At 43.6% G+C, this 13,001-nt stretch carries 11 protein-coding genes, 2 tRNA genes and 1 pseudogene; 6 read left to right on the top strand and 8 right to left on the bottom strand.

What is annotated here, in order from left to right; translation table 11 throughout:
• Window positions 1-35: 35 nt before the first annotated feature.
• Window positions 36-743, top strand: a complete 708-nt coding sequence (locus tag H8S63_RS04765) for a ComF family protein (RefSeq protein WP_186925875.1) — start codon at window positions 36-38, stop codon at window positions 741-743.
• Window positions 744-785: 42 nt separating this feature from the next.
• On the opposite strand, the gene H8S63_RS04760 is transcribed toward H8S63_RS04765, so the two are convergent.
• Together H8S63_RS04760 and H8S63_RS04755 are read right to left on the bottom strand one after the other, a co-directional pair.
• A tRNA-Asn gene (locus H8S63_RS04760) sits at window positions 786-859 on the bottom strand.
• A 28-nt stretch (window positions 860-887) separates the two neighbouring features.
• Window positions 888-961, bottom strand: a tRNA-Asn gene (locus H8S63_RS04755).
• 77 nt (window positions 962-1,038) lie between these two features.
• Here H8S63_RS04755 and H8S63_RS04750 point away from each other — a divergent pair.
• The 5 genes from H8S63_RS04750 to H8S63_RS04730 all read left to right on the top strand — a co-directional run bounded on the left by H8S63_RS04750 (window position 1,039) and on the right by H8S63_RS04730 (window position 9,260).
• Window positions 1,039-2,028, top strand: a complete 990-nt coding sequence (locus tag H8S63_RS04750; RefSeq protein ID WP_022275432.1) for an adenosine kinase — start codon at window positions 1,039-1,041, stop codon at window positions 2,026-2,028.
• A 45-nt stretch (window positions 2,029-2,073) separates the two neighbouring features.
• On the top strand, window positions 2,074-3,762 hold the full coding sequence (locus H8S63_RS04745; protein ID WP_186925874.1) for a S41 family peptidase: 1,689 nt from the start codon (window positions 2,074-2,076) through the stop codon (window positions 3,760-3,762).
• A gap of 23 nt (window positions 3,763-3,785) precedes the next feature.
• On the top strand, window positions 3,786-5,204 hold the full coding sequence (gene ahcY, locus H8S63_RS04740) for an adenosylhomocysteinase (protein WP_182505617.1): 1,419 nt from the start codon (window positions 3,786-3,788) through the stop codon (window positions 5,202-5,204).
• Between the two features lie 17 nt (window positions 5,205-5,221).
• On the top strand, window positions 5,222-7,744 hold the full coding sequence (locus tag H8S63_RS04735; protein ID WP_186925873.1) for a YfhO family protein: 2,523 nt from the start codon (window positions 5,222-5,224) through the stop codon (window positions 7,742-7,744).
• A 286-nt stretch (window positions 7,745-8,030) separates the two neighbouring features.
• Window positions 8,031-9,260 carry a site-specific integrase gene (locus tag H8S63_RS04730; protein ID WP_186925872.1) on the top strand — a complete coding sequence of 410 codons (1,230 nt, stop codon included), beginning with the start codon at window positions 8,031-8,033 and terminating at the stop codon, window positions 9,258-9,260.
• A 74-nt stretch (window positions 9,261-9,334) separates the two neighbouring features.
• Here H8S63_RS04730 and H8S63_RS04725 read toward each other — a convergent pair whose 3' ends face one another.
• The 6 genes and pseudogenes from H8S63_RS04725 to H8S63_RS04705 form a co-directional block, all read right to left on the bottom strand.
• Window positions 9,335-9,493 carry a hypothetical protein gene (locus tag H8S63_RS04725; RefSeq protein WP_005652888.1) on the bottom strand — a complete coding sequence of 53 codons (159 nt, stop codon included), beginning with the start codon at window positions 9,491-9,493 and terminating at the stop codon, window positions 9,335-9,337.
• Between the two features lie 186 nt (window positions 9,494-9,679).
• Window positions 9,680-10,222 carry a hypothetical protein gene (locus tag H8S63_RS04720; RefSeq protein WP_005652892.1) on the bottom strand — a complete coding sequence of 181 codons (543 nt, stop codon included), beginning with the start codon at window positions 10,220-10,222 and terminating at the stop codon, window positions 9,680-9,682.
• A 57-nt stretch (window positions 10,223-10,279) separates the two neighbouring features.
• Window positions 10,280-10,813, bottom strand: a complete 534-nt coding sequence (locus H8S63_RS04715) for a hypothetical protein (protein WP_229102170.1) — start codon at window positions 10,811-10,813, stop codon at window positions 10,280-10,282.
• 22 nt (window positions 10,814-10,835) lie between these two features.
• Window positions 10,836-11,012 (bottom strand): hypothetical protein, encoded by a 177-nt coding sequence (locus H8S63_RS19940; protein ID WP_005652896.1) that lies wholly within the window; start codon window positions 11,010-11,012, stop codon window positions 10,836-10,838.
• Between the two features lie 12 nt (window positions 11,013-11,024).
• A pseudogene (locus H8S63_RS04710) lies at window positions 11,025-11,913 on the bottom strand (hypothetical protein).
• Window positions 11,910-12,983: a hypothetical protein gene (locus H8S63_RS04705; RefSeq protein WP_186925871.1), complete on the bottom strand. Its 1,074-nt coding sequence runs from the start codon at window positions 12,981-12,983 to the stop codon at window positions 11,910-11,912. Before H8S63_RS04705 ends, H8S63_RS04710 begins: the two are co-directional and overlap by 4 nt.
• Window positions 12,984-13,001: the final 18 nt, after the last annotated feature.

The following is a 13,001-nucleotide window of genomic DNA, read 5'->3' as shown; positions in this document are numbered from 1 at the left end:
AGAAACGGTCTGCTTATTAAACCCTTGCTACTATTATGAAACACACATTTTTTATAAAAGACTGGCTCAATTCATTCTTATCTTTATTGTTCCCTCATTGTTGCGTAGTTTGCGGCAGACCGCTGGCAAAAGGTGAAGAATGTCTTTGTATTATGTGCAATATCAATCTCCCGCGTACGAACTATCATCTCTGGAAGGATAATCCGGTAGAGCGACTTTTCTGGGGACAAATACCTCTAGAACGAGCCACTTCTTTTTTCTTCTACCGGAAAGGGAGCGATTTCCGACAGATTCTTCATCAGTTGAAGTATGGGGGAAAGAAAGAGGTTGGAATAATCATGGGAAGATATATGGCTGCCGAGCTATCGGATTCGGGTTTCTTCGAAGGAGTTGACGTGATAATTCCTATACCGTTGCATAAAAAGAAGCAACAGATTCGTGGCTATAATCAAAGCGAATGTATAGCACGGGGTATTGCGGCTGTGACGGGTATTACCGTATGTGTAGAATCGGTGGTTCGCCGAAAGAATACGGAGACACAGACACGCAAATCCGTATTCGAACGTTGGGAGAATGTAGATGGAATTTTTGAACTGAATCATGCGGATTCTCTGACCGGAAAGCATATTTTGATTGTGGACGATGTATTGACTACAGGGGCCACGACTATCGCGTGTGCTTCACGGCTGGCGGAGGTCGAAGGAACACGGACTAGTGTGTTGACTTTGGCGATGGCGGATTGAATGGAATATCACAAAAAAAGTCACCCGAAAAGGTGACTTTTGCTCTTCCTCTTGGACTTGAACCAAGGACCCTCTGATTAACAGTCAGATGCTCTAACCGACTGAGCTAAGGAAGAATGTTTGCAATCAAGATTTTCAACTTTGCTCTTCCTCTTGGACTTGAACCAAGGACCCTCTGATTAACAGTCAGATGCTCTAACCGACTGAGCTAAGGAAGAATGTTTTTCTCAATTGCGATGCAAAAGTACTAGGTTTTTTTGAAATATGCAATATCTTTGCAAAAAAAATATTAGAAATGGATAAAATAATAGGATTGGGCAACGCCCTAGTCGACGTACTTGCAACCCTAAAGGATGATACGCTTTTGGATGAAATGGGGCTGCCCAAAGGAAGCATGCAACTTATTGATGATGCTAAGTTACAGCAGATTAACGCAAAATTCTCGCAGATGAAAACGCATCTGGCAACAGGCGGATCGGCAGGAAATACTATACTTGGACTGGCTTGTCTGGGAGCTGGAACTGGTTTTATCGGAAAAGTAGGAAATGATCATTATGGAGATTTTTTTCGTGAAAATCTTCGGAAAAACAATATTGAGGATAAAGTATTGGTGTCTGAACAGTTGCCTTCCGGTGTTGCATCTACTTTTATTTCACCGGATGGAGAACGTACCTTCGGGACTTATTTGGGAGCTGCTGCTTCTTTGAAAGCTGAGGAGTTATCACTCGATATGTTTAAAGGATATGCATACTTGTTCATAGAGGGATACCTGGTGCAGGACCATGAAATGATTCTTCATGCCATTGAGTTGGCGAAAGAGGCGGGTTTGCAAATCTGTCTTGATATGGCAAGTTATAATATAGTTGCCGGTGATATGGACTTTTTCTCCTTGTTAATAAATAAGTATGTAGATATTGTCTTTGCAAATGAGGAAGAGGCGAAAGCGTTTACGGGTAAGGAACCGGAGGAGGCTTTGGAAATCATTGCGAAGAAATGCAGTATTGCCATCGTAAAAGTGGGGGCAAATGGTTCTTATATTCGCAAAGGGACAGAAGAAATTAAAGTCTCTGCTATTCCGGTAAAGAAAGTGATGGATACGACCGGAGCCGGTGATTATTTTGCTGCCGGTTTTCTATATGGCCTGACGTGTGGATATTCATTGGAGAAGTGTGCTAAAATAGGTTCTATTCTATCGGGAAATGTTATCCAGACAATCGGTACGACGATATCAGGAGAACGCTGGGATGAAATTAAGTTAAATATTAACAGGATTCTGGCTGAATAACCAAGTATTGAGTTACTTTTACGATTCATTTATATGAAAAGAAGTATGAAAAAATTGCTGAATGGGCGGATAGCTGTTGTTGCGGTAGCGGTTACGGCTATCGTAGCTTTCTTTAGTTTCAAGAGTGGTGACGACCGCAATTTCCAGATCGCCAAGAATCTGGATATATTTAATGCGATTGTGAAAGAATTGGATATGTTTTATGTCGATACGATTGATCCGAATAAGACGATCAGAGAGGGTATCGATAATATGCTTTTCACGTTAGACCCTTATACGGAGTATTTTCCGGAGGAAGACCAGAGTGAGTTGGAGCAGATGATAAAAGGATCTTTCGGTGGTATCGGTTCTTACATTACTTATAATACAAAATTGAAACGCTCTATGATTTCCGAACCCTTCGAGGGCACACCGGCGGCTAAGGCTGGATTAAAAGCCGGAGATATTTTGATGGAAATAGATGGGAAAGACCTTGCAGGCAAGAACAATGCAGAAGTCAGCCAGATGTTACGTGGACAGGCGGGAACTAGTTTTAAGCTGAAAGTGGAACGCCCGAATGTAAGGGGGGGACGTACACCGATGGAGTTCACCATTGTACGTGAATCTATTCAGAATCCGGCCATTCCATACGCTGCAGTGCTTGATAATCATGTCGGATATATTAATCTGAGTACTTTTTCCGGCAATCCTTCGAAGGAGTTCAAGAAAGCATTCTTGGATTTGAAGAAGCAAGGAGCTACCTCGTTGGTTATCGATCTTCGTGGAAATGGGGGGGGCTTGTTGGACGAGGCTGTAGAGATAGCAAATTATTTCTTGCCGCGTGGAAAGGTGATTGTAACGACTAAGGGAAAAATCAAACAAGCCAGCAATACTTATAAAACATTACGTGAACCATTGGACCTGGATATTCCGGTAGCGGTTTTGGTAAATAGCGGAACTGCTTCTGCTTCTGAGATTTTATCGGGTTCCTTACAGGACCTCGATCGCGCGATTGTTGTCGGTAACCGTACTTTTGGAAAGGGATTGGTTCAGGTTCCGCGTTCTTTGCCTTATGGGGGAACAATGAAAGTGACTACTTCCAAATACTATATTCCAAGCGGACGTTGTGTGCAGGCTATTGACTACAAGCATCGTAATGAAGATGGAAGTGTTGGAACCATTCCGGATAGTTTGACTAAGGTGTTTCATACCGCTGCAGGGCGTGAGGTCCGCGACGGGGGTGGTGTAATGCCGGATATTGTTATCAAGCAAGAGAAGTTGCCGAATATTTTGTTCTATCTGGTACGTGATAATTTAATTTTCGATTATGCTACCCAATATTGTTTAAAGCATCCTACTATTGTTGCTCCGGAGAAGTTTGAAGTAACCGACGCTGATTATAATGACTTTAAGGCATTGGTGAAGAAAGCTGATTTCAAGTATGACCAGCAAAGCGAAAAAATTCTGAAAACCTTGAAAGAGGCAGCCGAGTTTGAAGGATATATGGCGGATGCTTCGGAAGAGTTCAAGGCGCTTGAGAAGAAGTTGAATCACGATCTTGACCGTGATTTGGATTACTTTTCCGGTGATATAAAGAAGATGATCGCTTCGGAAATTATTAAGCGTTATTACTATCAGCGTGGTAATATTATCCAGCAACTGAAAGACGACGATGGCTTGAAAGAAGCGGTGAAGATATTGAATGATCCGGTGAAATATAAGGAAATGCTGAGTGCACCGGTTGCTAAGAAATAATAATATATTAAATGATTTACAATATGTCTACAGAATTATTCTCTACTCTGCCTTATAAAGTGGCAGATATTACGCTTGCCGACTTCGGACGCAAGGAAATCGATTTGGCAGAAAAAGAAATGCCCGGCCTGATGGCTCTTCGCGAAAAGTATGGAGAATCCAAACCGTTGAAAGGCGCCCGTATTATGGGATCGTTACACATGACTATTCAGACAGCCGTGTTGATTGAAACATTGGTGGCTTTAGGGGCTGAAGTACGTTGGTGTTCTTGCAATATATACTCGACGCAAGACCATGCTGCTGCTGCCATTGCAGCTTCGGGGGTGCCTGTATTTGCTTGGAAAGGCGAGACTTTGGCTGATTACTGGTGGTGTACATTGCAGGCTTTGAGCTTTGCCGGTGGCAAAGGTCCGAATGTGATTGTGGATGATGGTGGTGATGCGACAATGATGATTCATGTGGGATATGATGCGGAGAACAATGCGGCTGTGTTGGAGAAAGAAGTACACGCTGAAGACGAAATAGAATTGAATGCTATTCTGAAGCGGGTTTTAGCGGAAGATAAAACGCGTTGGCATCGGGTTGCAGAGGAGGTACGTGGTGTATCGGAAGAGACGACGACCGGTGTACACCGTCTGTATCAGATGCAGGAAGAAGGCAAATTGCTGTTCCCGGCGTTTAATGTCAACGATTCGGTAACGAAATCTAAGTTTGATAATCTGTATGGTTGCCGTGAATCATTGGCTGACGGTATCAAACGTGCGACGGATGTAATGATTGCCGGGAAAGTTGTGGTAGTATGTGGCTATGGCGATGTGGGTAAAGGATGCTCTCATTCTATGCGCTCCTATGGAGCACGGGTGCTTGTGACCGAAGTAGATCCGATCTGTGCTTTACAGGCTGCCATGGAAGGTTTTGAAGTCGTAACTATGGAAGAGGCTTGTACGGAAGGTAATATTTTTGTGACTACCACAGGAAATATCGATATTATTCGTATTGACCACATGGAGAAAATGAAGGATCAGGCTATCGTTTGCAATATCGGTCACTTTGATAATGAGATCCAGGTAGATGCTTTGAAACATTATCCGGGTATTAAATGTGTGAATATCAAGCCGCAGGTGGATCGTTATTATTTCCCGGATGGGCATAGTATCATTCTGTTGGCCGATGGACGTCTTGTCAATCTGGGTTGTGCAACCGGACATCCGTCGTTTGTTATGAGCAATTCATTTACGAACCAGACTTTGGCTCAGATTGAGCTGTTTAATAATAAATATGATATCAATGTATATCGTTTGCCGAAACATCTGGATGAAGAAGTAGCTCGTCTGCACCTTGAAAAGATCGGTGTCAAGCTGACGAAACTTACTCCGGAGCAAGCTGCCTATATCGGTGTATCGGTAGACGGACCTTACAAGGCTGATCATTATAGATATTGATTTAAGTTGAAAAGTATATGAAGAAACTCCTTCCTGACATAATTGCTATATTGGCTTTTGTTGTTATTTCTTTTGTCTACTTCTTTCCGGCAGATATTGAAGGGCGCATTCTGTTTCAGCATGACTCTGCTGCCGGTGCCGGAGCCGGACGGGATGCTCAAGAGTATTTTGAACGTACTGGTGAACGTAGCCGCTGGACAAACTCGATTTTCGGTGGTATGCCTACCTACCAGATGGCTCCGAGTTATGATTCGACAAAATCTTTGTCTTGGGTGGAGAAGACTTATCAACTTTACCTTCCGGAGTATGTAGTACTGACCTTTATCATGATGTTGGGATTCTATATTCTCTTACGGGCATTTGGAATTTCGGCTTGGTTGGCGGGGTTTGGCGGTATAATATGGGCTTTCTCGTCTTACTTCTTTATTCTGATACCAGCAGGGCATATCTGGAAGTTTGTGACATTGGCTTACATTCCGCCTACGATTGCAGGGATTGTCCTGGCTTATCGAAGGAAGTATCTGTTGGGAGGAATAATTACGGCTTTGTTTATAGCTCTTCAGATTCGTTCCAATCACATACAGATGAGCTATTATTTCATGTTTGTGATTCTGTTTATTATAGGAGCCTACTTCGAAGAAGCTTATAAGAAGAAAGAATTGACGCATTTCTTCAAGGCTAGTGCAATTCTGGCGTTGGCTGCTATGGTAGGCGTTTGCATTAATCTTTCTAACTTGTACCATACGTATGAGTATAGTAAGGAGACTATGCGTGGAAAGAGCGAGTTAAAGCAGGAAGGGAATGCTGCCAATCAGACCAGCAGCGGATTAGACCGTGACTACATTACGAACTGGAGTTACGGAATTGGGGAGACCCTGACTTTATTGGTACCTAATGTAAAAGGAGGAGCGTCATCGGATAATTTGTCACAGAGTGAGACTGCTATGGAAAAGGCAAATCCGATGTATAGTAGTATCTATTCGCAATTTCCGCAATATTTTGGTGATCAGCCGTGGACTGCCGGTCCGGTGTATGTAGGGGCATTTGTTATGTTCCTGTTCGTCCTTGGGTGTTTCATCGTAAAAGGTCCGCTTAAATGGGCATTATTGGGAGCTACTATTTTCTCCGTTTTACTCTCGTGGGGAAAGAATTTCATGGGACTGACGGATTTCTTTATAGATTATGTTCCGATGTATAATAAGTTCCGTGCTGTATCGTCTATTTTGGTTATTGCTGAATTTACTATTCCGTTATTGGCTATTTTTGCATTGAAGGAAATATTGGGTAGACCGGAAATTTTGAAATTGAAAGAGAACCGTACAGGTGTGATCGTATCGCTTGTGCTGACAGCTGGTGTCTCATTGGTCCTGGCTGTTGCTCCTAGTGTTTTCTTTTCTAGTTTCGTAACGGCGCAGGAGATGGCGGCTTTGCAACAAGGCCTTCCGGCGGAACACCTTACTCCGGTTGTGACAAATCTGACGGAGATGCGCAAAGCGATCATTGCTTCGGATGCATGGCGCAGTTTTTTTATTATAGCTGTGGGATGTTTCTTGCTGTTCTTATTCTTGCAGAAGAGGTTGAAAGCTTCTTTCACGCTGGTCGGTATTGTACTTTTGTGTTTGGTGGATATGTGGTGTGTTAATAAACGTTATTTGTATGATGAACAGTTTGTCCCGAAATCAAAACGGACAGAAGCATTTGTGAAGACTCAGGCGGATGAGATTATCCTTCGGGATACAGCTCCGGATTATCGTGTACTGAATTTTGTCGGTTTTCCGAGCAATACGTTTAATGAAAACAATACTGCTTACTGGCATAAGAGTATCGGTGGCTATCATGCAGCGAAATTGCGTCGCTATCAAGAGATGATTGATCATCATATCATGCCCGAAATGCAGGATACTTATCAGGCTGTGGCTGCTGCCGGAGGTAGGATGGATAGTGTGGACGCTTCCAAATTCCGCGTATTGAATATGCTGAATACGAAATACTTTATTTTCCCAGCCGGAGAGAAAGGACAGCCTGTTCCTGTTGAGAATCCGTATGCATATGGTAATGCCTGGTTTGTGGATAAAGTGCAGTATGTGAATAATGCGAATGAGGAAATTGACGCTTTGAATGATATTCGCCCGACGGAGACTGCTGTGGTGGATGCGAGATTTAAAGAACAGCTAAAAGGGGTGACGGAAGGATACAAGGATTCTTTGTCTACTATCCGGTTGACGGATTACGAACCTAACCGATTGGTTTATAAAGTTTCTACTCCTAAAGACGGAGTTGTGGTATTCTCTGAAGTATATTATCCGGGATGGCAAGCGACGATTGATGGTCAGCCGGTAGATATTGCCCGTGCGGATTATATCTTGCGTGCCATGAATGTACCTGCCGGTGAACATACCATTGAAATGTGGTTTAATCCGCAGAGCATACACGTCACGGAAAGTATCGCTTATGTCGCGTTGGCTTTATTGTTGGTCGGAGTGATGATTCTTGTGTGGACGAAACGTAATAAGTTCACAGGAAAAACTGAAGCGAAATAAGTGAATGTTTGCTTTTGAATAATTAAAGTCGGAGATTTTTAGAAATAGTTGCATAATGGCGACACACCGCTTAAATTCAGCGAATTAATGGGATTGTATTTCACTTCCATTTGAAAAACGACGCTACAAAAAGCACATTTGAGCATGAGTTACGTTACCTAATCGTTACCTTGTCCAAGTCTATAAAATAGACAATATAAGCGGTTATTTTTCAATTGTTTGCATTATTCTTCATAGCTTAAAACAACTCGATAAATAGTAATTTTGTAACAAAAATAATCGAGTTATGAGGAGTACCTTTCGAGTTCTGTTCTACACCAAGAACCAGGCCATAAAAAATGGCCGTGTCCCTGTCATGGGGCGTATTACCGTCAACGGAACGACGGCGAGTTTCAGCTGCAAGCGTGATGTTCCCCTTGCCCTTTGGGATGCCAAAGGCAACTGTGCCAAAGGCAAATCCGAGGAGGCAAGACGGCTGAACCGGGAGCTGGAGAACATCAAGGCACAGATCGGCAAGCACTATCAATATCTCTCGGACCACGATTCGTACCTGACAGCCAAGAAGGTCTATGACCGCTATAACGGCTTTGGCGAGGAGAACCATTCGTTGATGGAGATCTTCAATATCCAGATCCGGGATTACAAACGGCAGATCGGCAAGACGAAAGCCCAAAGCACCTACCGAGGGTTGGTGGACGAGTACAAGTGTCTGTCCTGTTACCTGAAGGACAAGTTGGGTACGGAGGATATCCCCCTGATGTCGCTGGACATGGATTTCATCAAGAACTATTACAGCTGGATGCTTTCCGTGCGCGGGCTGGCCAAGTCAACAGCCTTCGAGCGCGTCAACACACTGAAATGGCTGATGTATCTGGCAATGGACGAGGGATGGATCCACAAGCACCCGTTCAAGAAGTTTGTGTGCAAGCCGGAATACAAGAAACGTCCTTTCCTCTCGGAGGAGGACCTGCAACGCGTTATCAGCGTCAAGCTGAGCTACAGGCGGCAGCAGGCCATCCGGGACATGTTTGTTTTCATGTGCTTCAGCGGTCTGGCCCATGCCGACCTAAAGGAACTTTCTTACCGGAATGTCCACACGGATTCGGACGGGAACACCTGGCTGGTTGGAAACCGTGTGAAGACCAAGGCACCCTATGTTGTCAAGCTGCTCCCGATAGCCGTCGAGCTGATCGAGAAATACAGGGGGGTGAACGAATTCAAGGTTTCTCCGGACAGGGTGTTCCCCGTGGGGGAAATAGGGAGTATGGAGGACAGTCTGAAACGTATCGGCGAGAAGGCCGGCTGCAGTGTCCGCGTCAGCCCGCATGTCGGACGTCATACCTTTGCGACCCTGGCCCTGAGCAAGGGCATGCCGCTTGAAACCCTGCAGAAAGTCCTCGGGCACAAGACCATCATCTCCACGCAGGTCTACGCCGAGCTGATCAATCCAAAAATCGGTGAGGACACGGACAGGATGCGTGAGAAGATCGGCGGAATGTTCCGCCTGGCCAACTAAGAAGAAGGGATGCTTATCCGACAGATGGAAAAAAACGCAAAGATAGCCGTCCATATTTTGGGGCGGCTATCTTTTTATAGGTTATACGCTATCGCGGGCGATTGTACCCGGCGAGTCCGGATAAGCATCCCTTCTTCTTTTTCTTTACGGACGGTTATCCGGCGTATTGCCTGTAGTTCCGGTAGTTTTTCCGCAAGGTCTCGTACAGCGGGTATGAATGGATGTTTGTTCATATTACGTTACTTTTTAAGATATTATTTCTCTGACTGTTCTTTCCTTCATATATTCATCACACAGTGGCAGCAGGACATCTGCCTGTACACACCCTAATTCGCTATTTTTTATCCTGTTCTCGTAGGCTCCACGTTTGTCTTCTATTCTTTTATGTGCCAGCCTACGCCCATATGTTGCATGGGTCATCAATTGAAAGAAACTCTCAAAGGAACATCAGTCCATCTTTTATGATCATGAAAATGCAAATAGATAGAATCTCCCTCGAAGAAATTATCAATAATATATTTAAAATGGTTATTGAATTCTTTTAAAGAAACATGAATGGTATCTTTCTTTTCACGAATCATTTTTTTGTAATATACAGACACAAATTCTTTTATTGTATCATTTTTGTCAATAACATATTTTATTTTTCCGTCAAACTTTCTATAAGAATAAGTCAGATATCTATCTTTATCACCCACCCGTAGATAGCATCCCGCTGTTCCAGGACATATATTTTCATTTTTGGCAAAATAAGAGTTTTCGCCATAATAAATCTCTTTTTTACCATTTTTCTTAAATTCAAATGCTATAGGATATAATAAGCTATGAATAGCCGTTCTGTCTTTTCTTATTCTCAATATCACAGGACTATCGTTTTGTACTTGTCTTACAGAAACGATATTTTCATGGGAGCTGCATTCCACCACAAAAACAGTAAAAAAAATAAATATAATAGACTTCATATTAAATACTTTTTAGTAATATATCAAATAAAATTTGCATCATTGATGCTTCAATAATCACAGGTAGTATAAATCAAGTATACACATAAAACTCTCAGTTTTTGTATAATCCATAGACATCAAAACAAGATAATAAAAAATATACCGATCCTCTTTCTTGAAATTTTTAAGTTTGGTATAATCATAAGAATCCAAAACCCTATGTTCTGCTATCCGGTCTCCTCTATGCCGGTGAAAAAAGAGGAGATCATTCTCTTTCATAAACTCCTTCTTTACATTTGTCATCCTTCCCAATGGCACGCCACCAACCAGAATATCGCCCTTAAAGTAAGTCTTGGGATTGTCTTCTTTCATGCTTTTTACAAAATCTCGCAAGTTATCACTATTTGCAAGTTCCAGTGCTTTACCGATTGTCAAATTCCATCGAATATCCACCATCATCACTGTTTGAATACTATCCCTCAATTGGGTGTTTATTATTACTCCCCAGTCATCCCAGTAGTAATCTGTAGATTCACCCCAAAAATGCTTGTTTTCATTCATACGTGTATAAGGTTCACCGAATATTTCCGTCACCTCTTCAATACTCATTCCCAGCCAAAACTCTTTGCCGTTATACGATAATTTTATCGCCGTCGAAAATAAACAGATGCTCGGTGTTTACACCCATTTCTTCCAGTTCCGAGCGGCTGTAGCGGGTGCCATACAGACCGTCCGTTCTTTCACCACAGGCTGTTAGCGTGAAGAACAATACTATAAGATAGACTGAGAGGTTGATTCGTGTTTTCATGATAACTATGTTTTAATCAAGGTGGTTTATGTACTTTTCATATTCAGGACCTTCGTACGGTGGGTCACCAAAACCTCGTGAGTTAATGGCAATATCAAAGTTTTCAATATCATTACCGTCTTCAGACTTCCTGATTCTATAGGTATAATATTCTTCTCTGCGGTGTATAGGTGCTTTGGTGTAGTCCCAGTCATGCAGATGACAATAGTAAAGCAGAGGGAACGGATTGTTATTGAATTTCAGATTTGTTTTTTTCAGAAAATCATCAATGTGCATACCTCTGCCCAAAACTGCTCCACCGACAATCATTTTACCCGTAAAATACTGACGAGGGCAACGGTTCTTTAGCCATTTTAGGTTTTCTTCGGATAGAAAATCATCTAATTCTATATTCCAGTCAATCAGTATTCCGTCTACAGGAGCACTGTCTTTTCCGCTTTCATCGTGTGATGTCATGGTAAGTCCGATGGAATCCCATATAAATATTCCAGGTTCCGCAAGACGTTCGTAATGTCCGAATATCTCACACAGTTCTCCTATTGTCATTCCCGGCATGAACGGCTTGCCGTTGTAGGTCATTGTCGTATCTGTAAATACAAACAGGTGCTTCCTGTTCACCCCCTCTTTTTCGTAGTCTATAGGCGGTTCTTCCGGCAGATGTTCTTCCAAAAACCTGTCTGTTTTTTTTCATCAGTGTATCTACTTTGCCCAAAATGTTATCTATGCTTCCCATCGCCTTTTGGTGGTTGTAGCTGCACCCTGTACAGGAGCTGAATGCAGACAGCCAAAGCAGCCCGAAACATAGGGCAACGGCTGCCGGAGCGGGGAGGAATGGATGCTTGTTCATATTAGTTGGATTTAGAATTTTGTATATATTCCCGCAAAGCCTATTGTTTGTCATCTCGGCATTTGGTAACCTACCATGTATTCCGCTCCACAGAAGCGGCATTGGTGGCGTGCCTCACGCAGACTTTCGCCCGAGCTATTGACCGGCTTTACCATGTGATAGTTTTCTGTGCGGTGCAGAGTGAGGTGGTGACATTCGGGACAAAGCTCGTAGCCTTCTTTGGTGAGAGGTACGCGCAGCTTGAACCTTTTGCCACAGTCCGGACACTCAACAACGAGGATATAGGCAGTCTTCAGTTTGAGTTCGAGCCGCTCGCCATCGGTGAGCAGGGGCAGATTCTCTTCTCCAACAGGCAGGGGCAGGGAGTGTACTTTCCTTCCCATACAGTTGGGGCAGGGATAGTGGCGGCGAAGCAGTCTGATTTTCTGTAAACGATGATAGTGTATTGCCGCCAATATGGCGGGCCATACGGGGAAGAGCCACAGCATGGCCACTAATGTGCGTACCGTAAACGGACGACGGGTAGCAAGTAGTTCGAGGGCGGCTTCCGGAGTATCGGATTTGAGACATAGTTTGCGACGCATTACTCCAAAGGTAGCAAGGTTTATCAATAAAAGTGTAATCCGTCCTGTCCGTGAATCGAAGATGGAAAGGTAAACGGGTATCGCAGTCTCTTCCAGCCACGATTTCTGTGGAAGGATAATTCCTTCCCGATGTTCCGGTGCCGTTGTAGAAGAATGGGATACACCTGCCATCAACAGAAACAGAAGTACGCCCGCTATCCGGCGGTAAGAGCGTCGGGGGTTATCTTCCCGATAACGGCTCGTCTTGCTGCTGTTTACCTTCAGCAGCAGGAGCAGTAATGCCGAAAAGACCGCTATGGCGATGAGGGCGAACAAGGCGAGCAGCACGAACCCTGCCGGGTCGTAGGTACAACCTATGCCCGTAACCGACATATCACCGAGAAGGAGAAAGATGCCTGCCACTACCGACACTTGCAGGGCAAAGCAGGGCAGTACGATTGCATAGAGAAAAAACTCTGGCAGATGGGCGTTTTTTACGAAACGCCAACACCGTTTCCACAGACTTGAACGGGCGGAGGGAATATCTGTATTCTGTTTCATGATTTTTGCTGTGAAGTT

This window comes from Bacteroides sp. NSJ-39 (genome assembly GCF_014287315.1).
In the GTDB taxonomy this organism is placed as follows: Bacteria; Bacteroidota; Bacteroidia; order Bacteroidales; family Bacteroidaceae; genus Bacteroides; species Bacteroides finegoldii.
Note: the sequence above shows the minus strand (reverse complement) of the source record. Positions and strands in the feature narration are given on the sequence as shown.

What these genes read in the sequence shown, in the direction of transcription:
- H8S63_RS04765 (WP_186925875.1), top strand. Translation starts at nt 36, where the DNA reads ATGAAACACACATTTTTTATAAAAGACTGGCTCAATTCATTCTTATCT.
- H8S63_RS04750 (WP_022275432.1), top strand. Translation starts at nt 1,039, where the DNA reads ATGGATAAAATAATAGGATTGGGCAACGCCCTAGTCGACGTACTTGCA.
- H8S63_RS04745 (WP_186925874.1), top strand. Translation starts at nt 2,074, where the DNA reads ATGAAAAAATTGCTGAATGGGCGGATAGCTGTTGTTGCGGTAGCGGTT.
- ahcY (WP_182505617.1), top strand. Translation starts at nt 3,786, where the DNA reads ATGTCTACAGAATTATTCTCTACTCTGCCTTATAAAGTGGCAGATATT.
- H8S63_RS04735 (WP_186925873.1), top strand. Translation starts at nt 5,222, where the DNA reads ATGAAGAAACTCCTTCCTGACATAATTGCTATATTGGCTTTTGTTGTT.
- H8S63_RS04730 (WP_186925872.1), top strand. Translation starts at nt 8,031, where the DNA reads ATGAGGAGTACCTTTCGAGTTCTGTTCTACACCAAGAACCAGGCCATA.
- H8S63_RS04725 (WP_005652888.1), bottom strand. Translation starts at nt 9,493, where the DNA reads ATGAACAAACATCCATTCATACCCGCTGTACGAGACCTTGCGGAAAAA.
- H8S63_RS04720 (WP_005652892.1), bottom strand. Translation starts at nt 10,222, where the DNA reads ATGAAGTCTATTATATTTATTTTTTTTACTGTTTTTGTGGTGGAATGC.
- H8S63_RS04715 (WP_229102170.1), bottom strand. Translation starts at nt 10,813, where the DNA reads ATGAGTATTGAAGAGGTGACGGAAATATTCGGTGAACCTTATACACGT.
- H8S63_RS19940 (WP_005652896.1), bottom strand. Translation starts at nt 11,012, where the DNA reads ATGAAAACACGAATCAACCTCTCAGTCTATCTTATAGTATTGTTCTTC.
- H8S63_RS04705 (WP_186925871.1), bottom strand. Translation starts at nt 12,983, where the DNA reads ATGAAACAGAATACAGATATTCCCTCCGCCCGTTCAAGTCTGTGGAAA.